We start from the raw sequence: 22128 nt of genomic DNA, 5'->3' as shown, positions 1-22128 counted from the left end.
TCCTGTGCTCACCCGGCGCCTGTTACATCGCCGGCGTCGTCCTCGATGTCGACGGGTGCCTCAGCATCGGGTCCTCCATCCGCTGACCCTTACGCGGGCGCAGAGCCTGGGCCCGCCCCGGTAGGAGGCGGGCCTCGGCTCGATCAGTGTCGGCTTCTGGCCGAGGACTCAACGAGGTCTTTCAGGTGGGGGTGCTGTCGCCGTGTATTGGGCGAGCTTTTCACCCTCCAGGTCGACTTGGGGCAGGATGCGGTCGAGCCAGGCCGGCAGAGACCAGGCACGGTCACCCAGCAAGGCGAGGGCCGCGGGCACGATGGTCATACGGACGACAAAGGCGTCGAAGGCGACAGCGGTCGCCAGGCCGAAGCCCAGGGCCTTGGTGACCACTTCGGAGGCGCCCACTAAGCTGGCGAACACGCTGATCATGATGAGGGCCGCGGCGGTGACGACCTTGGCGCTGTGCTGGAAACCGGCGGTGATTGCGGCTGACTGCCACTCCGAAGACACCAGCCATGCGCGCACCCGCCCGGCCAGCAAGCGCGAGGCCGACCGCAGCCAGTGTCGACCGCAGCCGCTCGGTCCACCGGCCGTACCGCCGCGTCAGCCCGGCTATCTGTTCGACGAGGGTCCGCCGTTCGCACGACGCGTTCCCGCAGACGAACCGGCGGACCCGCAGACACAGCCGAACTCGCTTCCCCGCGCTGGGGACGTCAGCAGGAAACCGCAGATAGAAGCTGTGAACCCGCTCCGACCAGCCTCTGCACCCAGCACAGTTGGCCCCGGCCATCGTGCACCGGGCCTCTATCAGTACCGCCTCATCGTTCACGTCGACCGACAGCACCGCGATATCCGCGATCGACGGGAACAGCAGCTCCTCCAGCCGGAGCACCGTCTCCTCCACGGACCCGAACTCTGAGCCCATCCAAGATCGCCGCTGATGATTTTCAGGCAACTTCCCGACGGCCAGGACGGCCTCCAACCGTCACCCACGGTGCCGCTTCACGGAAAGTGAGCCAGAGCCGCTACCTGTGAATAAAGCCAGATGGCGTAAGCAGACCACCTGGCCGCCGGACCTCGTGGTTGGAGCATGCGTCCGTCGGCAGCCGATGCGTACTCTCCGACTGCGGACGGAGGGCGCCGGGAGTCACGTGTGCATGTCGCGGGGAGAGGGCGGGGCGCTGGGCCGGGACATCATCCGCGTCCGCGGTTCCGGGTCTCAGCGGAAGAGCGTGCCCGGCGCAGGACCGGGCAATCACAGAACCACTCGTCGTCCTGACGGTCCCAGACCATCCAGACTCTCGTCAGAGTCCGGCGGCAAGACCACGCAGGCGATGTGCATGCTCCTGCACGACGTCACTGCGGCAGTTCAACCACAACGGCTGGTAGCCCGCGATGCCAAAATCGAACATTGCGTCATCTTGTCAGAGCTGCCTCACGTCGCAGCCCACGCGACAAGCGACCAACCACTTCTCAAACACTCCTGCCGGGTCAAAACGCTCTTTCAAGCCTGTGGGGACCTGTGCTCTTGCGGCATGAGGACAGCAGCCGATGGCGGGTTCATTCACCGTTCAGCGGCCATCGTGGGCCCGTCTTCGCGTCATGGGCCCACGCGTACTGATGGTCCGGCTCGACTGTCAGCCCGTAGTCGTAGACGTCAGGCATGTCCTGGTCCAGCCACGTGTCCCAGGCTTTGTCCAGCTCGTCGGCCAGGCGGCGTGGGCCGCCTTGGTGGGCGACGGTCGTGCCGCCGCCGAGGGCGGAGAGCGACGCCCACGAGCTCTTGGAGTCGTGGAGCCAGGCATTGAGTCCGTCGGCATCGGCGGCGACGGTGATGTGCACGTCGGGAAGGGCGACGCGCAGGGCGAACCTGAGGTTCCAGTCATCGCGCAGCGGTCCGATGTCTCGTTCGTAGGGTCGCTCGTCGTCGACCGGATCGGTGCCGCGTACCTGGCTGAAGTCCCGATCGGCTCGCGTGCCTCGTGGCGGCATGAACTGGGCCAGGCCCTGTACCCAGCCGGTCGCTGACTTGCCGTCCTCGGCGACGGTCAGGGCCACATGCCCCAGTCGGCCCCAAGGGGTGACGATGCGGCCGCCCGGCCGGGTCTGAGCCACCCATGCCCACGGGACCGAGGGGACCGCGTACGTGGACATCACGAGGTCGTACTGTGCACGCGGAGGCCACCCCGCCTCGCCGTCGCCGATCTCCACCGCTACCTGAGCGTCCACCGCGTCCAGCCGCTGAAGGGCGGCGGCAGCCAAGGCCGGGTCCAGTTCCACGCTGGTCACCTGCCTTCGGCCCGCCCGGAAGGCGAGGAGTGCGGCGTTCCAGCCTGTCCCGGTTCCCAGTTCCAGCACGCGGTGTCCCGGCTCCACCTGGAGGGAGTCGAGCATGTCCACCACCACCGCCTGGCAGGACAGGCTGGAGGAGGGCCTGCCGTCGGTGACTTGAGTGACGGCCGCCGCGTCCGGATCGCCGTACACCTCGGCCGCCCACTGTTCGGCGTCGGTCCGGCGGTCCACCGGCAAGTAGGCCTGACCGTTCCAGCGCCACAGACGCTGGGGGGCGAACAGGTCCCGGGGCAGAGCATCGACAGCCTGGCGGATCCATGCAGAACGGGCAGGCCAGGCATCCCGACGCTCCATGGCGGCCGCCAGGCGTCGACGTTGGTCACCGAACTCGGACACAGCCCCTACTTCTTGTGCTTGCCGCTTGAAGGCTGAGCCGGCGGCACCTGCCCGTCGGAATTCCCGGGTGGCGGCTTGCCCTGCGAGGGGGCAGGCGGCGGCTTCTGATGCTTCCCCACAGTTCAGTTCCCCCTTCATCACCTGTTGGCGAGTCCATGGTGACGCACAATCAGGCCGCTCGGTAGACGGCACCGCCCCAGCCCCAGCTGCGCCGGTCCTCGGCCGTAGCCACCACGTTGGTCACGGCCGCGTGCGAGGCGGTAGCGGCCGAGCGCGCGGTTCATGAGGAGTCGCGTGCCCTGAGCGCGGCAATCGGCGGCGGTTTCGGATACGGGTGGTGGTCGGCGGATTGTGGGCGATGGCCCGCGGTGCCTGGACAATGGCGCGTGAACAGGGAAGTGCCGCGGGCGGTGCCCTCGACTTCGCGACCGCGGTGGTGTCTCGTGAGTGGGGCAGGGCTCGGGTGCGGGACGTCTCCGCCCTGCCCCTGCCATCTGCTGGACCCGGTTCCACGTCACCCCCAAGGCAGCCGCTCGACATACCTACTGCTCGCCCCGCTTTGTCTCCGCGAACGCTGTGTCCCATGGGGCTTGTGTCGCTTTTTGACGGCGGTCAGGTTGGGGTTGCCCACACAGGCTCGTGGGAGCACGCGTCTCGTTTCCGGGACAGGTAGCACGTCTTTGCCGCCCGGCGGCTTCACTCGGATGGGGGACCTCCAGACCGGGCTGTGGATCCGTTCATGAGACTCAGTGCAGGAGCTGGGTCACTGTTCCCGACCCGGCAGCGCGTCCGTGGAGACGGAAGGCGAATGACTGGCCGTCCTCAAGAGCGACGGGCCGTTCGAGCGTGACCGTTACCGCACCCATGTGAAGCGGTTGCAGCGCGTCCGTTTCACGAGGCAGCGTCACCACGCCCCTCACTGCGGCAGCCCGGATGTAGAAGTCGAGGCTCTCGCCGGTGAGCACTTCCGTCCCGCCCTGTTCCTCCGGCAGCAGCGTGATGTCCGCAGCGAAGGCGACGTGTGCGCCGATTGAGCCCGGTGCCGCGAGAATCTGCCCCCGCTCCACTGCTCCAGCCATCGCACCAGGTAGCAGTAGCCCCACGTTCATGCCCGCACTCGCCTCGTTGACACGCAGACGGCTCACGTCGATGTCAGTGACATGAGCGAGCGCATCGCCGCCGAAGCTGACCAGCTCCACCACGTCGCCCTTGCGAATCCGCCCGCGCTCGATCCGGCCCGTCGGCATGACCAGCCTGCTCTGCCTCCTCGGGGAGGAGACATCCTCGACAAGCATCAGGAACGGCTTCTCCATGGCACTCACCAATGCTCCCCCGAGGACCTCGCGCGTAGTTGCGAACAGGTGTCCGAGACTAACAACGGTCACGGGTCGTCCAGCGCACGCTGGATAGATACCCCCGCCGCGACTCAGCCGGCAGATGTCTCCACTGCCGCGCGAAGAACGCCTTGAGTCGCAGCAGGTTCGCCGCGTGCCGCGGAGAGAACACCGCGAGCGGACAGAGCAGGCAGACCCACGGCCGGGCCGGGCACGGCTTGCCGACCGGACCGTGCAGGCCCGTGAGCTGGTCTGCGCAAGCGGCCGTGGACACGTCGCGCTCGCCACCGACCAGCATCGTCGTCCAGGCCCAGCCGGGCTGAAGCCTGCGGGAGGTCGCGGATCACCGCGGTGATGTCGTCGTCGGCGAGTACGACCGGTGGTTGGGCGCGTCGCAGCAGGTCCGCCTGGGCGTCCTCGATGATCGCTTCGACTGCCTGCCGCTGGGCTGCGGTCCCGACCGTCAGGTAGCGGTCTCCTTCGACCTGCGGGGAGTGGTTGGGGTCGATCGTGGCGCGGCTGCTGCCGTACCAAGCTCGCCGATCCCGTCGGACGTGGTAGGTCGTCCGGATGCGCTGCCGGTGGATTGCCATCAACTGGCCATTGTCGTCGAGGAGTTCGTAGCGGCGGATCCAGGCCCGGACCGAGATGTCGGAGATTCGCATGGTCTCGGCGACGACACCGGCGCTGGGACGGTGGCGGACCCACAGACGCTCGCGCGCTGATGGCGGACAGAAGGACCGGAGCAGGGCGGAGTGCTCCAGCCAGCGCTCCAGCAGGCCGATCGCCCGTTTCGGCAGGTTCACGCTCTCCTTGGCCGTCCGGCCCTTGACGTAGTCGAGCAGGACCGTGCTGTCGCCGGCCCAGTCGATGTCTCCCAGCCCGAGCCCGTCAATGCCGTCGGGGACGATGCCGGTGTAGGCGCCGAACAGCAACTGATAGGCGATCACCACCTCCGGCGTCGGGAACAGTTCGGCGCGGGCCTCGGGCAGGCCGAACCGCGTCCTCGTGGTCTTGGACGACTGCCCCAGAAGACGACCGACCTGATCCCTGGCCAGCGGATCGTGCTGTGACAGGAACCGCCGCAGATCGTTCGGTGACGGAGGCCAGTGGCAGCCGAGCGGCAGGTCGGCGCCTTCCGCTGCTGCGGCCAGCGCCGCCCGGTAAGAGGCGAGGGAGCTGTCGGCCAGTGTCCGACACGCTCTGATCAGCCGGTCCCATTCCGTCTCGCTGTAAGGAGTGAACGGCTGGGACTTCGGGCGGTGGAAGTGCCGGCGGCCAGTGACTATCTGCCGGACCTCCGGCCGCAGGCCCGAGGTTCCCGCATCCCGACTTTCGAGCATGCGCCGGGTCTCCGACTCCCGCTGAGCGTCGGCGCCGAGCCAGTACTCGGCCAGCACAGAGCGCGTCAGCTGGCCCGCACCACCGGTGAAGCCGGCGTTCCCAAGCGCCTTCGTCATCGGCCGGACCGCGATCACGAACTTCTCCACCGAGCCCCACGACCGCAGCGTGCCGTGCGGATAGATCAGGTCCACCAGGCCCAGGAGAAGGTCCCGCGCCAACTCCGGGCAGTCGGACGTGCCCAGCGCCATGCCCGAGCGGTAGGAACGGACCCCGGAGGGGAATGTGCAGGCGATGCCCAGGGGGGGTGTGTCAATTTAACGGCCCTGTCTCACATTCGGTGGTGACGAAGGGTGAGATCATCCGAGGAGGATGCGGTGGCGGAGGAGGGTGAAGCCTGCCCGGCCGTGCATCTGCCGCGCGATCAGTTTGGTCTTGGTGTTGACGCCCTCGGTGGGTCCGTTGCTGTACGGGAGTGTGAACGCGGCGATCACAGCGTCGCGGTCTCGTTCCAGACCTCGGGTGAAGGCGTGCAGATGCGGCAGATCGGCTGTGCGGACCTGGGTGATCCAGAGTTCGAGCGCGTCGGCATTTCCTGGGTGAGGCTTCAGGAGCTGGGCGAAGGTCCGGATACAGGCGGACAGTTGAGTCGTTTCGGGGCAGGCGGCCGTGAGCCGGGCCAGGAGGTGTCGGTGCTCGGCCTTGAGGTTGTCGGGCCTGGTGAGCAGCATTCGGGCGAATCTGCGCGGCGAGATGTGGCTGCGGTCGGCGTCCGCGCGGCCTTGGTTGATGTACTTGTGCAGAAGGTTGAGACAGCCCGTGAACCCGAGGGCTTTGATCTCTTCGAAGAGGTGCAGGACGGGGACGGCGGGGTCCTCAGCCCGGCGTTTGCGCAGGTGCTCGCGGTAGGGATCGACGAGACTGGCACGGTACTTGGGGACGCGGAGCATCCGTTCGGGCTGGTCGGCGCGGGCGTAGCGTTTGACGGTGTTCAGGGCCAGTTGCAGTCGGCGGGCGCATTCGAGCAGGCCCACGCCCGCCTCGAGCAGGTCGTGGACCTGGTGCCAGCGTTCCAGGGTCGTCTGTGCACGCGGCCCCGCATACAGGGGCGCGTCCAGCACGGTAGCCCAGCAGCTGCTGTGGGCCTTGACCTCGCTCAGGGCGGCTTCGCACAGGTTGTGCCACAGGTGCCAGCGATCACCAACTTGCACCGCGTCGGGCAGGGCGCGGCGGATAGCCTCGGCGTAGGTCGCGGAGCCGTCACGGCACACGACCTCGATGCCCGGATGCTCACGCAGCCAGGCTTCCAGGGTGTCGGCCGTGCGGTCGGGCAGCACGTCGATCCGTTCATGGGTCTCGGCGTCGATCACCACGGTGGCATAGCGGTGCCGCCGGCGCAGGGCGAAGTCGTCGACCCCGATCACGCGGGGCGCCCGCCCGGTGGGCAACGGGATGCGCAACAGGGCGCGCAGGGCAGTGTGACGCGACAGTCCCATGGCAAGTATCGCCAGCAGCCGTGCCCCCGCCCGGCCTGCTAACTCCTTGACCACAGCCTTGATTTGCCTGGTCAGACGGGTCGTGCGTCGCTGGTAACGCTCCAGCACCCCGGGCACCTGCTCGCGGAAGGTCTGCCGGCAGCCGCGCGTGGGACATACCAAGCGTCGCACCCGCACCCGCACCACCACCCGCCGTCCGTCGACCGGCACGTCGGCCACCGTCCGCAGGTGAGATCCGTGCACCCGCCCCGACGACGCGCCGCACACCGGACAGACCGCGGTGCCCTGCGGAGTCCGTGCCCGCACCAGAATCCGCTCGCCCTCGTCGGTCACCTCCTCGATGACCAGCGGCGACAGCCCCGAAAACACCACATCCACAAGCTCGTTGACATTCCGCACGTCATGTCAACGACAAGCCAGCACGCTCTGTCACCACCGAATGTGAGACAGGGCCAATTTAACGGGTCTGTCCCGTAGTCGGTGGTGACGCTGGGTGCTGTCCGTGGTCATGATCTTGTGATGGATCTCAACTCCCTTGTTGCGACGGTGTTTTCCGGGTTGTCGGTGCTGGTCATCCAGGACGTGACGGATGGCGGTCACGCGGTTGTGGTCACGGCCCAGACCCGGGATGTGGCGGTTCCGTGTCCGATGTGCGGGACGCCAACGGCGAAGGTGCATGGGTACCACGGTCGGACGGTGGCGGACGTGCCGGTGGACGGCCGCCCAGTCGTCGTCTACCTGCGTGTTCGGCGTCTGGCTTGTCCAGTCCTGGACTGCGGGCGGCAGACTTTCCGTGAGCAGGTCCCGGGGCTGCTGGAACGTCATCAGCGTCGGACGGTGCGGCTGGTCGGCCAGATATCCGAGGTGGCGCGGGAGTTATGCGGCCGTGCGGCCTCCCGTCTCGCCCGCGTCCTGGCCGCGCCGGTGTCCCGCAGCACGGCCCTGCGTCTGCTGCGGCGTCTGCCGCTGCCGCGGCAGACGGTTCCGCGGGTGATCGGCGTCGACGACTTCGCCCTGCGTCGCCGCCACCGCTACGCCACGATCATCATCGATGCCGAGACCGGCAGGCGCGTCGCGGTGCTGCCCGACCGCGAGGCCGCGACGTTGGAGTCCTGGCTGCGCGAACACCCCGGTGTCGAGGTCGTCTGCCGCGACGGATCAGCCGCCTACGCCGAGGCCGTCCGCCGCGTTCTGCCCGATGCGGTGCAGGTCAGCGACCGATGGCATCTGTGGCGCAACCTGTGCGACAAGGCCCTGCCCGAGGTCCGCGCGCACGCCGGCTGCTGGGCCACCATCAACCCGCCCCGTCCCGGCGGGGTCCGCGAGCAGACCACCCGCGAACGCTGGAACAAGGTCCACACCCTGCTCGACCAGGGCGTCGGCCTGCTCGACTGCTCCCGCCGCCTGGGCCTGGCCCTGAACACCGTCAAACGCTACGCCCGCATGCCCGAACCCACCGCCCTGCGCATAGCCCCCGCCTACCGGCCCACCCTCGTCGACCCCTACCGCGAGCATCTACGTGTTCGCCGTGCCGCCGATCCCGCCGTCCCCGTCACCCAACTACTGCGGGAAATCCGGAAAGTGGGCTATCCGGGCAGCGCCAACCTGCTGGTCCGCTATCTCAACCAGGGCCGCGCCGAAGGCGACCGCCCCGTCACCACCCCGCGCCACGCCGGCCGCCTGCTGCTCACCGATCCTGAAAATCTGCGGCCGAAGGAAACGGCCCTGTTGGAGAAGATCGCCGCGGCCTGCCCGGAGATGACCCAACTCGCCGGTCTCGTACGCGGCTTCGCTACCCTGCTGAATCCTGCCGAGGGCAACGACGTGAAACTCACCAAGTGGATCACGTCCGCCCACGCCGTCGCCCTGCCCCACCTGCACAGTTTCGCCAACGGCCTTGAAATCGACCGGCTCGCCGTGAACGCCGGCCTCACCTTGCCCTACCACAACGGCCGCACCGAAGGCGCCAACACCCGCACCAAGAGGATCATGAGACAGATGCACGGACGCGCCGGGTTCGACCTCCTCCAGCACCGCATCCTCCTGCCCTGAGGGACACCCAGCGTCACCACCGACTACGGGACAGACCCGTTGATTAGACACTCCCTTATGTGGAACGCCCTGGCCGGGTACGCGGGCCTAGTCTCAGTGGGACAGCAGGCGTTCATCGGCTTCGGCGCGTACGGCACGATCCTGCTCACCCAGCACAGTGTGCAGCCGTACCTCGCCGTGGTCCTGGCTGCAGTCGCCTCAGCTCTCCTCGCCGCCGTACTCTCCCTACTCGTACTTCGGCTGCGCGGCGGCCAGTTCGCCGTCGGCACCTGGGTCGTCGCCGAGGGCATCGCCCTGTTCGTCATGCTCGACCAGAGCCTTGGCGGCGGCACCGGCATCTCCCTCCAGGGCCTGAGCAGTTACGCCCCCGACGTCCGCCGCACCTTCACCTACTGGCTCACCCTCGGCTTCGCCGTCCTCCTGCTGGTGCTGCTCTTCCTCCTGCTCAGGCATCGAACAGGCGCCGCCTGCAGGCGATCCGCGACGACGAGGACGCCGCCGCCTCGCTCGGCGTCCGGGTCAGACCGCTCAAACTCATGCTCTTCGTCCTCGCCGGATTCGGATGCGGCGCCGCAGGCGCCCTGACCCTGGCCAACACCCTGTTCATCCAGCCCCAGTCGATCTTCGGGGTGCAGTGGTCGGCGTACATGATCTTCATGGTGCTGGTCGGCGGCATCGGCACCTTCGAAGGCCCCCTCATCGGCGCCGTCCTCTTCTTCACCGTGCAGTACCTCTTCGCCGACCAGGGTGCCTGGTACCTCATCGGACTCGGTCTGACCGCCGTGGCCTTCGCCCTCTTCCTCCCGCGCGGCCTGTGGAGCCTGCTGAGCGATCGGCTGCACGTCCAGTTGCTACCGGTCGGTTACCATCTGCGGCCACAGGAGACCCCGTCCGAGCTCGCCGTTGAGGGAGACTTGACCAGGTGAATATTCCTGACCCCACGGCGACGGCAGCACCCGATCGGCGACCCCGATCACGGTCCGTCACCACATCGCTGGCGAGTGGACCGAGCCACTGGGCGGAGGAACCTACCCCAACCACGACTCCTGGACCGGAACCGTCCTGGCGACGGTCGCGCCAGCGACGCGGAGGACGCCCGCCATCCGGTGGACGCCGCCTGGGCGGCGTCCACCGGATGGGCCGAAGCCCCTTCTGGCCAACCGCGAGCACATGCTGCTGAGCGTGAGCGATGTCCTCGACCACGGCCGCGAGAAGATTATAGGCATGCTGACCAGCGAAACGGGATGCGGCCGCCACTACGCCACGGTCCAGGTCGACTTCACCGTCTCGCTGCTGCGCCAGGCCGCCGGACTCCCGTACACGGCCGTCGGACAGGTCCTGCCGTCCGATAACCCCGGCACCCGCGCCCTCGCCGTCCGTCAACCGGTCGGTGTCGTTGCGGCCATCGCCCCGTGGAACGCCCCCTGGTCCGTTCCGGCCGCAGCATCGTGGGCCCCATCGCCCTCGGGAACACGGTCGTGCTGAAGCCCTCCGAGGAATCCCCCCTCACCGGCGGCACGCTGCGGGCAGAAATCTTCGCCGAAGCCGGACTTCCCGCAGGCGTGCTCAACGTGTTCACCCACGCCCCCGGCGACGCGCCATCGCCGACGCGCTGATCTCCCACCCGACGGTCCGGCGCGTCAACTTCACCGGCCTCGACGCCCACCGGCCGCCGCCTCGCCGAGACGGCCGCCGCCACCTCAAGCGCATCGTCCTGCAGCTCAGCGGCCTCAACCCGCTCCTCGTCCTGGCCGACACGGACCTGCCCCACGCGGTCGACGAGGCTATCTACGGCGCTCTCGTCCACCAGGGGCAGCATGTGCGCCCGCCGCATCTACATCTACGTCGAGCGGCCGATCGCGGAGGAGTTCACCCGCCTGTTCACCGAGAAGGCGTCAGCACTGCCAGTCGACGACCCGCACGATCCGCGCACCGTCATCGGCCCGGTGATCAACAAGTGGGCGCTGTCCCTCTTGGAGCGCCGCGTCGAGGAGGCCGTCTCGAGGGGCGTCCGCCCCTGGCGCCATCACCTGTATCGACCCGCCGTCAGAGCCTTCCTCCGGCCCCGCCCGGTCACCGCGCAGTGCGAGCACCCGCTTCTCCCCGTGCCAGGCGAGCCGGCCGAGCAGCTGTACCGGCGCGCTTCGGTGGTGACCGCCTCGTGGACGAACCGCAGGTGCGGCAGTCCGCCGAGGAGGGCGGCGGCGCCGTGCAGGGCCTCGCTCGCGCCGAGCACCACCACCGCGCCCGGGTCTTCTGCGAGACGGCGAGCCGTGCGCAGGCACGCTGCTTCGGTCAGGCACCGCGCGATGAGCGTGATCTGGTGCGGGGAAAAGCCGCAGGTTGAACTCCTCAACCGCAGGCCAGGGCTGTTGCAAAGTCTTTCGATCTTGGGTGAGTGCAGGTCAGGCGAGGTCGAGAAGGTCCAGGGGGTGGCGGAAGCTGTCGTAGGGCATCTCGCGGAGTCCGGCCGCGATGTTCGCGTGGTCGGCTGCTCGGAGCGTGTTGATTGCGAAGCTGCGGAGGGTGGCCACGTTGTCGGGGCCGTGTCCGGTGCGGACCTTGGAGGCATCCTCGGCGAAGGTGGTGTCGCGTACGAAGTGGAGCCGGTTCTCGGTGATCCACTGCGAGCGGACGATCTTCGCGAGGCGTTCGGGGGATGCTTGGTGGCTGGTCAGGTCGGTGATGACGTAGACGGTCTCGCGGCTTCGTTTGCTGGTCTTGCGCTGGGTGCGGTGCCGGACGATCTTCGCGACCTGGACCGCGTGGGGGAAGTCGACGCCGAGTTCGCTGATGGTCAGGGCCTGCACGACGCGGGTCTCCAGGCGGCCGTGTGCGTCGGTGCGGTCGTAGAACTTCGCGCTCGCCTTCTCCCAGGGCAGGGAGGCGAGTTGGCGGTGCAGGTTCTTCTGGCGGTGAAGGCGTAGTGCGCCTTCTTCTCGTCGACGAGGAACCGGGCGTGATCACGCTGGCAGTGCAGAGCATCCGCGGTGACCATGACGCCGGACAGGTCGTAGGGCGCCAGCAGGGGGCATCCGGAGCAGGTGATCTCGTTCGTCTTGTCCGGCACGCGCAGCTGGGTGACGGTCAGGCCCGCTCCGGTGATCGCGGCCAGCAGATGGGCGGCCGGGATCTCGGCGTGGCGTGAGCCGCGGGCACTCTTGCCGTCCACCGCCAGGGTCTCGGCCCCGGCCAGATCCTGACCGAGCAGGTCGGCGAGCCCGCCGGGGCAGGCTTCAGAGTGTCCACACCACGGGAGTCACCTCAGTCCAGCTTTGCGACGAGGTCGGCTACCTGGCCGGGCATCGACAAGAACGGCGAGTGAGAGGAGTCCAGCGCTATGACGGAGGTCGGATTGTCCGGGAAGGCAGCATCGGCGTCGGCGATGAACTTCTGCTGGAGGGCCGGGCGGACTGTCATGTCCCGTGCACAAGTGACGTAGGTGCGAGGAGTGGAGCCCCAACCGTCGTGGGTCAGCGTGGTGGCGCCGAGCGCGATGCCGACCGGGGCATCGGGCGTCAGCAACCCAATGGCGGCGTCGGCGACGGCCGGGGCGACGTCACCGAAAAAGGCGTCCCGAAGCTGCTGACGGTAGCCGACGTCGTCCGAAGCAAGATCGAGTCGCACTGCTCCGATCGCGGCGGGATCGGCCCGAACGGACGGCGCGACGAGCTCGCCCGCGTTCTCCGGCATCTGAGCGTAGGCGATCGCCGGGACACCCGAGGCCGGCATGAACGCGGTCAGGTACACCGCGTGAGCCACCAGCTCGGGTGCCTGCTGCACCGCCCGCGTCAGCACAGTGCCGCCCATACTGTGGGCCACCACCGTGACCGGGCCACCGCGGCCGAGCTGCCTGATCTGCGAAATCAGCAGGTCACCCGCCTGGTCGAGGTCCACGTCCGCCACCGGCGAGACTTCGGTGGCCAGCGCCTCGGAGTCGTACGGGCGTCTGGTGAGGCACTCCGGCCGACGGGCGCGCAACCCATGCCCTGCCATGTCTACCGCGAGAGCGAGGCGGCCGGCACCCGCCACCTGGGCGATGACCTCGTTCCAGCACCAGGAACCGTGCCAGTAACCGTGAACGAACAGCAGCGAGGTAGAACCAGCGGACATGGCCACTCCTTTGTGACGGTCGGCATCGGGGCGAGACTCCACCCCCTCACCGAACGGACTATCCGTACTCCGGGAGAGCGAGTGGATAGGAGAGCCGAATTCTCACATCAGGAACCAAGACCGATCAATGCGACTTCCATCACGCGGAAGTAAATTGCGCATTTAGGGCTCTCAGAGAATCAACGTGTAGCTTCTTGCTTTCGTGCTCGTTGAATCTCAATGAGCCTTTTCCAACCTCATGCTGAGGCGTGGTGAAGGACGAGGACGGCCTTCACGATGTCGGTGATCCGGTTGGTGCTGCAGCGGAGCTTGGGTAGTAAGGCGCCAGCCTTTCAGGATGGCCATGGCCTGCTCGTCGATGCACCGGATCTTGGCGTGGGTGGTGTTGTGCCGTCGCTTCCATCGCTTGAGTCGGCGGCCCCGGAATGCAGGGCTGTTGCAAAGTCTTTCGATCTTGGGTGAGTGCAGGTCAGGCGAGGTCGAGAAGGTCCAGGGGGTGGCGGAAGCTGTCGTAGGGCATCTCGCGGAGTCCGGCCGCGATGTTCGCGTGGTCGGCTGCTCGGAGCGTGTTGATTGCGAAGCTGCGGAGGGTGGCCACGTTGTCGGGGCCGTGTCCGGTGCGGACCTTGGAGGCATCCTCGGCGAAGGTGGTGTCGCGTACGAAGTGGAGCCGGTTCTCGGTGATCCACTGCGAGCGGACGATCTTCGCGAGGCGTTCGGGGGATGCTTGGTGGCTGGTCAGGTCGGTGATGACGTAGACGGTCTCGCGGCTTCGTTTGCTGGTCTTGCGCTGGGTGCGGTGCCGGACGATCTTCGCGACCTGGACCGCGTGGGGGAAGTCGACGCCGAGTTCGCTGATGGTCAGGGCCTGCACGACGCGGGTCTCCAGGCGGCCGTGTGCGTCGGTGCGGTCGTAGAACTTCGCGCTCGCCTTCTCCCAGGGCAGGGAGGCGAGTTGGCGGTGCAGGTTCTTCTGGCGGTGAAGGCGTAGTGCGCCTTCTTCTCGTCGACGAGGAACCGGGCGTGATCACGCTGGCAGTGCAGAGCATCCGCGGTGACCATGACGCCGGACAGGTCGTAGGGCGCCAGCAGGGGGCATCCGGAGCAATGCTCAAGACCTGTGGATCGGGGCTCGGGTGGCACACGAAGGGCGTACCTTCCCGAGTGATCGATTGAAGGTCACCGAGTAGGCCGGCGTTCGCAGCGCCGGTCGGGAAGGCACGCCCGTGCTCACCGTAGTCAACCCTGACGGTTCCACGCCAAACGGCTCCCTGATCGACGAGATCGTCCGCGAGGGCGCCCGGCGGATGCTGGCCGCCGCACTGGAAGCCGAAGTCAACAGCTACATAGCCGAGCTGGCTGGTGAACGGGACGAGAGCGGTCGTCGTCTGGTCGTGCGCAACGGCTATCACCAGCCGCGGAAGGCCACCACCGCCGCCGGAGCGGTCGAGGTCAAGGCCCCGCGCGTGAACGACAAGCGCATCGACGAGGCGACCGGTGAGCGCAGGCGGTTCTCCTCGGCGATCCTGCCGCCCTGGGCCCGGAAGTCCCCGAAGATCAGCGAGGTGCTACCACTGCTCTACCTGCACGGCCTGTCCTCGGGCGACATTGTGCCCGCACTCGAGCAGTTCCTCGGCAGCTCGGCCGGGCTCTCACCCGCCACGGTCACCCGGCTCACCCAGCAGTGGCAGGCCGACCACAAAGCCTTCGGCGAGCGCGACCTGACCGGATCCGACTACGTCTACGTCTGGGCCGACGGCATCCACCTGCGCATCCGCCTGTCGGAGGCCAAGTCCTGCGTCCTGGTCGTGATGGGCGTGCGCGCGGACGGCACCAAGGAGCTGATCGCGATGGCCGACGGCTACCGCGAGTCCGCCGAGTCCTGGGCCGACCTGCTCCGGGACGCCGCCCGGCGCGGCATGCGCGCGCCCGTCCTCGCGGTCGGCGACGGCGCGCTCGGTTTCTGGAAGGCCCTCGCAGAGGTGTTCCCCGAAACCCGCCACCAAAGGTGCTGGGTTCACAAAACGGCAAATATCCTCAACGCTCTGCCGACGTCGGCCCAGCCCGGCGCCCGCAAGGCACTCCAGGACATCTACAACGCCGAGGACCGCGACCACGCCGTCAAGGCCGTCGCCGCATTCGACAAGACGTACGGCGCGAAGTGGCCCAAGGCGGCTCGGAAGATCACCGACGACGTCGACGACTTGCTGGCGTTCTACGACTTCCCCGCGGAGCACTGGATCCACCTGCGTACGACCAATCCCATCGAATCGACCTTCGCAACGGTGCGGCTGCGGACCAAGGTCACCAAGGGCGCCGGCAGCGCGGCCGCCGCCCTCGCGATGGTCTTCAAGCTCGTCGAATCCGCCCAGGCCCGCTGGCGAGCGGTCAATGCACCCCACCTCGTTGCCCTCGTGCGAGCCGGAGCCCGCTTCGAACGCGGCCACCTCGTCGAACGCCCCGAGACTCACGCAGCCTGAACAACCTCAACCGACCCACAGGTATTGACAATTACTCACAGTTTTTTGTTTGCTGGTGCAGATCTTCAAGATTGCACTGCTCTTCACCGCCATGGCGGTCATCGCCGTCATGGGCGACGGCGTGTCCTGCCGCACCGTACCCGTACCCGTCACTTTGCCGTACGTGCCGCCTGGTGACTCCCCGCAGTGGGACACCCTCCGTGTGGCATTCGTTGGGGATATCCACCTACCGGTCCGCGCCCTTCCGCGCACCACCATCCGCAAGTCAGCTGGGTAGTACCTGCTCGGCCCAGATGGTCTTACCGCGTGCGTGGTAGCGGGTGCCCCAGCTGTGGGTCAGCTGGGTGACCAGATAGAGGCCGCGGCCTCCCTCGTCGGTGTGCGCGGCGCGCCTGACGTGGGGAGAGGTACTGCTGCCATCGGAGACCTCGCAGATCAGGTTGTCCGCACGGATGAGCCGCAGGGTGATCGGTGGCTCACCGTAGCGGATGGCATTGGTCACCAGTTCGCTGACTACCAATTCGGTGACGAACGCCTCTTCCACCAGCCCCCAGCGCTCCGTCTGCTGGGTTGTCAGTTCTCGTATTCGGGGGACGACTTGCGGATCCTTCTCGACGTCCCAGGTGATACAGCAGTCTGAGGGCAGTCCGTGCGTGCGCGCAACCAGGAGCGCCACGTCGTCCTCGTGCTGCGCCGGCAGCAGTTCGCTGATCAGGCCGTCACACAGCTCGTCCAGATCGGCCGACTTCGGCGCTCGGGAGAGACGTCCGCGTAGCAGCTCAAGGCCGGCGTCGAGGCTCTGTTCCCTGGATTCCACCAGGCCGTCGGTGTACAGGACCAGCAGGTCCCCGTCGGAGAGCTTGATCTCGGCCGATTCGAAGACGACGCCGCCCAGGCCGAGCGGAGGACCCCCGGGCAGGTCGACGAAGTCGACCTTGCCTTCGCCCGACACCACCGCGGGTGGAGGGTGGCCCGCCCGGGCCATGACGCACTGGCGCGAGACAGGGTCGTAGATCGCGTACGCGCAGGTAGCACCAATTGCTTGGTCGGCATCGAGTGTGTCGTCACCGCCGCGCTCGTCAGCGAAGCGGTTCACCTGGTCGTCGAGATGGGCAAGCAACTCTTCCGGTGGCAGGTCGAGCTCCGCGAGGGTGCGCACAGCGGTCCGAAGACGCCCCATCGTCACCGCAGAGTGCAGGTGGTGCCCCTCTACGTCACCCACTACCAGCGCCACTCGGGCACCCGAGAGGGGGATTACGTCGAACCAATCCCCTCCCAGGCCCGCATGCCCGCTTGCCGGCAGGTAGCGCGAGACGGCCTCCACCGCCCGGGAAGACGGCAGGCGCTGGGGGAGGAGATTGCGCTGCAAGGTCAGCGCGGTCGTCCGCTCCCGGCCGTATCGGCTGGCGTTGTCGACGCACACGGCAGCACGGGCGACGACCTCCTGGGCCAGCAGCACGTCGTCGGTGTCGAACCCGTGGGCGTCGCGGCAGCGTGCGAACACCGCTGTGCCCAGCGCGGCGCCGCGAGCGAACATCGGGACGAGCAACCAGGAACGCACGGCGAGCTCGTGTGCCGAAGGTGTCCGACCGGGAGCGACAGCGGCGAGCGCCTCGCGGAACTCATCCCTTCTCAGCAGTACCGGCTTGCCGTGCGACAGCGCGGCCGTGGACGGCGAGTCGGCCGCAGTCGCGAACGCGTCGACGTCCCCCACCGCCACCGGCGTCCCCAGCTCCAGGGTGTCTCCGGCCCCCTGGCCGTCTTCGAACACGCTGCGGTGCACGGCGCGGCGCAGCACCATGGTTTCCGGCCGCTTGCGGTTCGGCGGATCCTGCTCGCTGAAGACGCCGTCCAGCAGGTTGACGTAGGCGAAGTCGGCGAAGCGGGGCACCGCGACGTCCGCCAGCTCCCGCACGGTCTGCAGCAGGTCCAACGTGGTGCCGATGCGCGTGCTGGCCTCGTTGCCCAGCACCAGCCTGTCGCGGGCACGTGCCCGCGCGGTCACGTCGGTCACCGCGTGGGCCAACGCGATCACGTCACCGGACCGGTTCTTGAGCGGAAGGATCGATTCCGACCAGACATAGTCGCGGCGGGACTCGTGCTGCCCGCTCTTGGACACCACGTGGCCGACGACCTCCGTGCCGATGAGGGCGTCACCGCTGTCCAGGACCTGTCGCTGCCTGGCTTCGAGAGCTTCGAAGTCCAGCAGGTCGACCGCTTGGTATGCTTCGCGCATTGTCTGTCCGACGACACTCGGCCTTCCGGCCGCGCCCCAGCGACGGTTCTGTGCAAGGAACCTGATGTTGCTGTCAAAGACATCTATATACAATGGGGAGTTGGTGAATAGTCCCTCCAACAGCGCCTGACCCAATTCGTAGGCCTTGATCGCGTCGGTGCGCGCGGCCTGGAGTAGCCACTGGCTCTCGCCGAATGGGGGCACTAGGGGGCGCGCCCACACCTCGGCCTGCACCGGGTCCCCGTCCCGGCGCCGCAATGCTATCGATCCGAGACGGGCTACGGCGTCTTTGTCCGGCCGCCGGATCAGCGCGTCGAAGTCGGCCTCAATGCCCAAGAGGCTGCTCACCGGGCGGCCGAGCGCCTCCTGCGCCGAATACCCCAGCATGCGCGCGGCTCCTGCTTCCCACCCGACCACCACGCCGCGTGCGTCAAGGAGGACGTCGACTTCGCCCCCGGGCTCAGGGAACTCCCCAGAATTGCCCTGGAAGGAAAATTCGCGCATAGAATCACATCACCCTCGATGCCTCATTTATCCACCATGGCAGTGGGTATGCGCAAGACCTATCACGGCAGGGCAAACCCGGCAACGCTGATCGCTCATGGCGAGGCCGCTCTGCACAACACGGCCACGGTGGTCCGAGGTCGCCGAGCCTCGTGACGGGGAGGGCTGGACGGAGGGCGCGCCCGCCTTTCGTCAGTCCGCCGGCTCGTCCGGCACGGTGTCGAGCATGCGGTCCGCCATCACCCGGGCCGGGCCCGAGACCCTGTCGTGGACCTGCTGGAACACCCGCTGCGCGGGCACGGCCGGCCAGTCCATGGGCAGGTGCTGCACAGGGAGCCGCGGATCGGTTCTGACCCCCTCACCACGGCCACCGACCGCCTTCCAGACCTTCCTGGACCAGCACAGCATCCCCGGTCGAAGTCCTGGCGAACGCTGGGCAGTTGAACCCCTCATGAACCATCATTGAAAACGGCGCAATGCCATGGGCCGGGACTCAACTGTGCCCCGGGCCGCAGACACCGGCCGGGGCACAGTCCGCAGGAGGTGGGGCTCAGCCGCCCGGCACCGTGACGGTGTGGGCCTCGGTGAACGCGAGCAGGCCGTCCGGGCCCATTTCGCGGCCGATGCCGCTCTGGCGGAAGCCGCCGAACGGGGCGCGGTCGTCGCACACGACGGCGTTGGCGTGGTTGATCCAGGTGGTGCCGGTGCGCAGACGCTCCGCGAGGGCGGTGGCGCGGGCAGGATCGCCGCTCCAGACCGACGAGCACAGCCCCGACCAGTCGTTGTTGACGTGGTCCAGGATGGTCTCGACGTCGTCGAACGGAAGGATCGGCAGGGCGGGCCCGAACTGCTCGTCGGTGACGATCCGCAGGCCGGGGTCGGGGTCGAGAACGAGGGCCGGACGCAGGAAGTGACCGCCGGAAGCGGCCGCGCTGGGGGCCAGGGTGCCCAGCTCGCGGATCTCGACTCCGGCGTCGGCCGCCTCGGCCAGCATGGCGGTGACCGTGTCGCGCTGGGTGGCGCTGTTGAGGGGGCCCATGGTCGAGGCCGGGTCGGTGCCGGGGCCCACGTGCTGGGAGCCGAGGGCGGTGGTGAGTTTGTCGACCAGTTCGTCGTAGCGCGACCGGTGGACGTACACCCGCTTGACGGCCATGCAGACCTGACCGCTCGTCAGGAACGTGCCCTGTACGAGGCGGCCGATGTGTTCGTCGTCCAATTGGGCGTCGTCCAGGAAGATCGCGGGGTCGTTGCCGCCGAGTTCGAGGGTGACCGAGGCGAGGTTCTGCGCGGCGGCGGTCATGATGTGCTTGCCGGCGGCGGTGCTGCCGGTGAACACGATCTTCCGTACACGCGGGTCGCTGAGGACGGGCGCGACGGCGTCGTTGCTGCCGGTCACGACGTTGAGCACGCCGGCCGGCAGGCCCGCGGCGAACAGTTCCAGGGTGCGAACCATCGACAGCGGGACGGTGGGCGGTGGTTTGACCACGGAGGTGTTCCCGGCGAGCAGCGCGTACGGCAGGCTCGCGCCGAGGATCGCGATCGGCCAGTTGAACGGCACGATGAAGGTGACCACGCCCATGGGCAGTTGGTGGATCCGTGAGGCCAGCGGCGGGCCGTCGAGGTGCCGCACTCGGTCGAGGGTGTCGACCAGCTCCAGTGCCGCCCGGGTGCGCCCGGCGAAGACCGCCATCTCGACCTGGCTCTCGAAGGAGATCTTGCCGTTCTCGCGGGTCATCAGGGCCGCGCGTTCGGCGGCGCTGTCCACGAGCAGCGTGAGGGCCTGGTCGATGATCTCGGCCCGTCGGCGGGCGGGCGTGGCGGCCCAGCCGGGGAACGCGGCGTCGGCCGCGGCGACCGCCGCACGGGCGTGTTCCTGGGTCGCCGCGGCTGCGTACCCGACGATCCGGTCCGGGGCGGCGGGATCGCGGACGGTGGTGTGGGCGTCGGTCTCGACTGTCTTGCCGTCGATGAGCAGTCCGGTCCGCACGACCGCGGCCGACTGCTCCTCTGGTCTCGAATCAACCTCGTGGGACATGCGGCTCTCCTAGCGGTTTCGGGGCGCGGCCGGCCGGCCGCGCTCACAGGGGTCCAATCCGGCCGTGGTGCCGGCATGCGGGAAGTTCCAGGTGGTGCCCGGGGCGAGGTCCGACTCCGGGAGGGGCCTGAGCGAAGCCGTGGCTGTGCGGCCACGGTTCATGCCGACCTTCGTGTTCCGGTTGTGGAGTTTGTGGCGTTGTGGAGGGGGGAGAGCGGGTCAGATTCTTCCGATGGCTTCGAGGTCGAGCGGCACGGGCCTGAAATCCTGCAGACGGTCCGCGTACGCGCCGGCGAAGAGCTCGCTCACCGAGGACGTCGTCCAGCCGTTCGGGCGGAACCGCTCCGGGGTGGGTCCACAGAGCGATCCGGTCGCCTCCGGCGGCGATGGCCTGCCCGGTCACGCCGGCCGACTCCCTCGACGCGAGGTACACGATAACCGGGGCGACGTCGTCCGCCGAGCCCAGTCCCTGGCGGCGGGCTCCCTCGGGGATCGGCTGACCGGAGTCCACCTGCGCCACGAGGTCCCCGATGCGGGGCACGGTGGCGACCATGCGGGTCAGCGCTGTGGGCACGATGGCGTTGACGGTGACATCGATCTTCGCGAGTTCCAGCGCCCAGGTCCGCGTCATCGCGACGATTGCGCCCTTCGAGGCCGAGTACGCGGTCTGGCCGAAGCTGGCCCGCTGCCCCGCGGGGGACCCGACGAGGACGAGTCGGCCGCCGTCGCCCTGCTCACGGAAGCGTGCCGCCGCCGCCCGGCCGCAGGTGAACGTGCCGCGGAGATGGCTGGTGACGACGAGGTCGAAGTCCTCGTCGGTGGTGTTGCGCAGCGTTCTGTCGCGCAGCGCGCCGGCGTTGGTGACCATGACGTCGAGGCGTCCGAACTCGTCGATGGCACGCTTGACCAGCGCGTCGGCGAACTCCGCGCTGCCCACCGCTCCGACCTGCGTGACGGCCGAGCCGCCCGCGCCCGTGATCGCGTCGACGGTCTCCGAGGCCACGTCGGCGTCCAGGTCGTTGACGACGACGGCGGCTCCCGCCGCTGCCATCGCACGGGCGTAGGCCCGGCCCAGGCCTCGGCCCGCACCTGTGACGATGGCGACTCGACCGTCGAGCATGTTGTCCTCCTGTGCCGGTACATCGGTGTCGCGATTCCTCGAGCCTAGAAACGTTCGGGGGCGAGCGGACGATGTCGTGGCTGACCGGCTACCGCAGACTAAACCACCGCTACGAGCGCCACCCGGGCAACTACCTGGCCTTTCTCGGGCTGGCAGCCGCCATCTGCTGCTACAAACGCTTCCGCACCCTCACCATGTAGGACACGGTCTTAGCTTCGTGAGGCGTCTTCGCTGCGACAGGTCAACAGCGGGGATGGCTTCCGCGCCTGGGCCGACGTGTCGCTCACGGAGCGGTCAGGGCACCTCTCTCAACTCATTTGTGAGAGACGGAGTGAGCCCATCACCAAGTTGGCGGTCCGGTAGTGGCCGTTACGTGGACGAGTATTGGCTTCTCAACCAGGTGACTGCCGCCAATACGCGATTGTTTACATTCGGAGACCCGGAGAGATGCATTTTATGCATGATTACCGAAACATGCCTCTCTACCGTGCGCTGGCTAATGATGAGCTGCTCTGCGATCCCCCTGTTTGAATATCCTTCACCGATTAGGTGCAGGATCTGCAGTTCGCGTCCCGATAGGCCGTACGAATTAGACGAGACCAGCGCCACCCTCATATCTGCATCTCCGCATCTAGTCCTAACTTCCTTGCCTGGACGCCGTTCGCGGCAGGTCGGACTGCTTTCCGATCTCCTTGTCCGCGAGCCAGGGAGATGAATTTTCCAAGTCTCGAA

The 22128-nt window shown here is 67.9% G+C and carries 17 protein-coding genes and 7 pseudogenes; 9 read left to right on the top strand and 15 right to left on the bottom strand.

Going from position 1 to position 22128, the window contains the following annotated elements:
• Window positions 1-168: 168 nt before the first annotated feature.
• The 5 genes and pseudogenes from OG883_RS40030 to OG883_RS40010 form a co-directional block, all read right to left on the bottom strand.
• Window positions 169-483, bottom strand: a pseudogene (locus OG883_RS40030) (MMPL family transporter); the annotation flags it as partial.
• A gap of 1074 nt (window positions 484-1557) precedes the next feature.
• Window positions 1558-2685, bottom strand: a complete 1128-nt coding sequence (locus tag OG883_RS40025; RefSeq protein ID WP_266551991.1) for a methyltransferase domain-containing protein — start codon at window positions 2683-2685, stop codon at window positions 1558-1560.
• A 746-nt stretch (window positions 2686-3431) separates the two neighbouring features.
• On the bottom strand, window positions 3432-3998 hold the full coding sequence (locus OG883_RS40020; RefSeq protein ID WP_266553254.1) for an EF-Tu/IF-2/RF-3 family GTPase: 567 nt from the start codon (window positions 3996-3998) through the stop codon (window positions 3432-3434).
• Between the two features lie 113 nt (window positions 3999-4111).
• On the bottom strand, window positions 4112-5611 hold the full coding sequence (locus OG883_RS40015; RefSeq protein WP_266551988.1) for a hypothetical protein: 1500 nt from the start codon (window positions 5609-5611) through the stop codon (window positions 4112-4114).
• A 108-nt stretch (window positions 5612-5719) separates the two neighbouring features.
• Window positions 5720-7225 (bottom strand): ISL3 family transposase, encoded by a 1506-nt coding sequence (locus tag OG883_RS40010; protein WP_266553238.1) that lies wholly within the window; start codon window positions 7223-7225, stop codon window positions 5720-5722.
• A 177-nt stretch (window positions 7226-7402) separates the two neighbouring features.
• Between OG883_RS40010 and OG883_RS40005 the strand changes: the two genes are divergently transcribed.
• The 6 genes and pseudogenes from OG883_RS40005 to OG883_RS39980 all read left to right on the top strand — a co-directional run bounded on the left by OG883_RS40005 (window position 7403) and on the right by OG883_RS39980 (window position 11255).
• Window positions 7403-8908 carry an ISL3 family transposase gene (locus OG883_RS40005; RefSeq protein ID WP_266553251.1) on the top strand — a complete coding sequence of 502 codons (1506 nt, stop codon included), beginning with the start codon at window positions 7403-7405 and terminating at the stop codon, window positions 8906-8908.
• 57 nt (window positions 8909-8965) lie between these two features.
• A pseudogene (locus OG883_RS47105) lies at window positions 8966-9834 on the top strand (branched-chain amino acid ABC transporter permease).
• Window positions 9835-10078: 244 nt separating this feature from the next.
• Window positions 10079-10524, top strand: a pseudogene (locus OG883_RS47100) (aldehyde dehydrogenase family protein).
• Window positions 10407-10664: pseudogene (locus OG883_RS47095) on the top strand (hypothetical protein); the annotation flags it as partial. The pseudogenes OG883_RS47100 and OG883_RS47095, both read left to right, overlap by 118 nt.
• 61 nt (window positions 10665-10725) lie before the next feature.
• Window positions 10726-10911 (top strand): annotated as a pseudogene (locus OG883_RS47090) (aldehyde dehydrogenase family protein); the annotation flags it as partial.
• Between the two features lie 158 nt (window positions 10912-11069).
• Entirely contained in the window at window positions 11070-11255 is a 186-nt protein-coding gene (locus OG883_RS39980) for a hypothetical protein (protein ID WP_266551979.1), read from the top strand.
• Window positions 11256-11313: 58 nt separating this feature from the next.
• Here OG883_RS39980 and OG883_RS39975 read toward each other — a convergent pair whose 3' ends face one another.
• The 5 genes and pseudogenes from OG883_RS39975 to OG883_RS39955 form a co-directional block, all read right to left on the bottom strand.
• Window positions 11314-11733, bottom strand: coding sequence for a hypothetical protein (locus tag OG883_RS39975; RefSeq protein WP_266553244.1), 420 nt, complete (start codon window positions 11731-11733; stop codon window positions 11314-11316).
• Window positions 11706-12080 (bottom strand): hypothetical protein, encoded by a 375-nt coding sequence (locus OG883_RS39970; protein ID WP_266551976.1) that lies wholly within the window; start codon window positions 12078-12080, stop codon window positions 11706-11708. Before OG883_RS39970 ends, OG883_RS39975 begins: the two co-directional genes overlap by 28 nt.
• A gap of 92 nt (window positions 12081-12172) precedes the next feature.
• A complete protein-coding gene (locus tag OG883_RS39965; protein ID WP_266551973.1) occupies window positions 12173-13021 on the bottom strand; it encodes an alpha/beta fold hydrolase in 849 nt (282 codons plus the stop codon).
• Between the two features lie 236 nt (window positions 13022-13257).
• Window positions 13258-13420, bottom strand: a pseudogene (locus OG883_RS39960) (IS5/IS1182 family transposase); the annotation flags it as partial.
• Between the two features lie 70 nt (window positions 13421-13490).
• Entirely contained in the window at window positions 13491-13910 is a 420-nt protein-coding gene (locus tag OG883_RS39955) for a hypothetical protein (protein WP_266553244.1), read from the bottom strand.
• 337 nt (window positions 13911-14247) lie between these two features.
• Between OG883_RS39955 and OG883_RS39950 the strand changes: the two genes are divergently transcribed.
• The gene (locus OG883_RS39950) at window positions 14248-15501 is read left to right on the top strand and encodes an IS256 family transposase (RefSeq protein WP_266551971.1); all 1254 of its coding nucleotides are present in this window, start codon (window positions 14248-14250) and stop codon (window positions 15499-15501) included.
• A gap of 49 nt (window positions 15502-15550) precedes the next feature.
• Complete coding sequence (locus tag OG883_RS39945) at window positions 15551-15778, top strand: hypothetical protein (RefSeq protein WP_266551968.1); 228 nt, start codon at window positions 15551-15553, stop codon at window positions 15776-15778.
• Here the strand turns inward: OG883_RS39945 and OG883_RS39940 are convergent.
• The 4 genes from OG883_RS39940 to OG883_RS39925 all read right to left on the bottom strand — a co-directional run bounded on the left by OG883_RS39940 (window position 15767) and on the right by OG883_RS39925 (window position 21396).
• Complete coding sequence (locus OG883_RS39940) at window positions 15767-18241, bottom strand: SpoIIE family protein phosphatase (protein WP_266551965.1); 2475 nt, start codon at window positions 18239-18241, stop codon at window positions 15767-15769. The two genes, OG883_RS39945 and OG883_RS39940, sit on opposite strands and share 12 nt — an antisense overlap.
• Window positions 18242-18433: 192 nt before the next feature.
• Window positions 18434-18649, bottom strand: a complete 216-nt coding sequence (locus OG883_RS39935; protein ID WP_266551963.1) for a PaaX family transcriptional regulator C-terminal domain-containing protein — start codon at window positions 18647-18649, stop codon at window positions 18434-18436.
• A 142-nt stretch (window positions 18650-18791) separates the two neighbouring features.
• Window positions 18792-20276, bottom strand: a complete 1485-nt coding sequence (locus OG883_RS39930) for an aldehyde dehydrogenase family protein (RefSeq protein ID WP_266551961.1) — start codon at window positions 20274-20276, stop codon at window positions 18792-18794.
• Window positions 20277-20319: 43 nt separating this feature from the next.
• Window positions 20320-21396 carry an SDR family NAD(P)-dependent oxidoreductase gene (locus OG883_RS39925; protein WP_266551958.1) on the bottom strand — a complete coding sequence of 359 codons (1077 nt, stop codon included), beginning with the start codon at window positions 21394-21396 and terminating at the stop codon, window positions 20320-20322.
• 62 nt (window positions 21397-21458) lie between these two features.
• On the opposite strand from OG883_RS39925, the pseudogene OG883_RS39920 reads away from it, so the two are divergent.
• Window positions 21459-21596, top strand: a pseudogene (locus OG883_RS39920) (IS5/IS1182 family transposase); the annotation flags it as partial.
• Window positions 21597-21765: 169 nt separating this feature from the next.
• Here the strand turns inward: OG883_RS39920 and OG883_RS47085 are convergent.
• Window positions 21766-22011: a LuxR C-terminal-related transcriptional regulator gene (locus OG883_RS47085; protein WP_353963146.1), complete on the bottom strand. Its 246-nt coding sequence runs from the start codon at window positions 22009-22011 to the stop codon at window positions 21766-21768.
• Between the last annotated feature and the right edge of the window lie 117 nt (window positions 22012-22128).

Source organism: Streptomyces sp. NBC_01142, assembly GCF_026341125.1.
Lineage (GTDB): Bacteria > Actinomycetota > Actinomycetes > Streptomycetales > Streptomycetaceae > Streptomyces.
The sequence above is the reverse complement of the archived record's forward strand: the minus strand, read 5'-3'. Positions and strand labels throughout refer to the sequence as shown.

Excerpts from the sequence above, each read along its gene's own strand:
- OG883_RS39930 (WP_266551961.1), bottom strand. The coding sequence starts at position 20,276 with ATGTCCCACGAGGTTGATTCGAGACCAGAGGAGCAGTCGGCCGCGGTC.
- OG883_RS39965 (WP_266551973.1), bottom strand. The coding sequence starts at position 13,021 with ATGTCCGCTGGTTCTACCTCGCTGCTGTTCGTTCACGGTTACTGGCAC.
- OG883_RS40015 (WP_266551988.1), bottom strand. The coding sequence starts at position 5,611 with ATGGCGCTGGGCACGTCCGACTGCCCGGAGTTGGCGCGGGACCTTCTC.
- OG883_RS47085 (WP_353963146.1), bottom strand. The coding sequence starts at position 22,011 with ATGAGGGTGGCGCTGGTCTCGTCTAATTCGTACGGCCTATCGGGACGC.
- OG883_RS39925 (WP_266551958.1), bottom strand. The coding sequence starts at position 21,396 with ATGCTCGACGGTCGAGTCGCCATCGTCACAGGTGCGGGCCGAGGCCTG.
- OG883_RS39940 (WP_266551965.1), bottom strand. The coding sequence starts at position 18,241 with ATGCGCGAATTTTCCTTCCAGGGCAATTCTGGGGAGTTCCCTGAGCCC.
- OG883_RS39935 (WP_266551963.1), bottom strand. The coding sequence starts at position 18,649 with ATGCTGTGCTGGTCCAGGAAGGTCTGGAAGGCGGTCGGTGGCCGTGGT.
- OG883_RS40020 (WP_266553254.1), bottom strand. The coding sequence starts at position 3,998 with ATGGAGAAGCCGTTCCTGATGCTTGTCGAGGATGTCTCCTCCCCGAGG.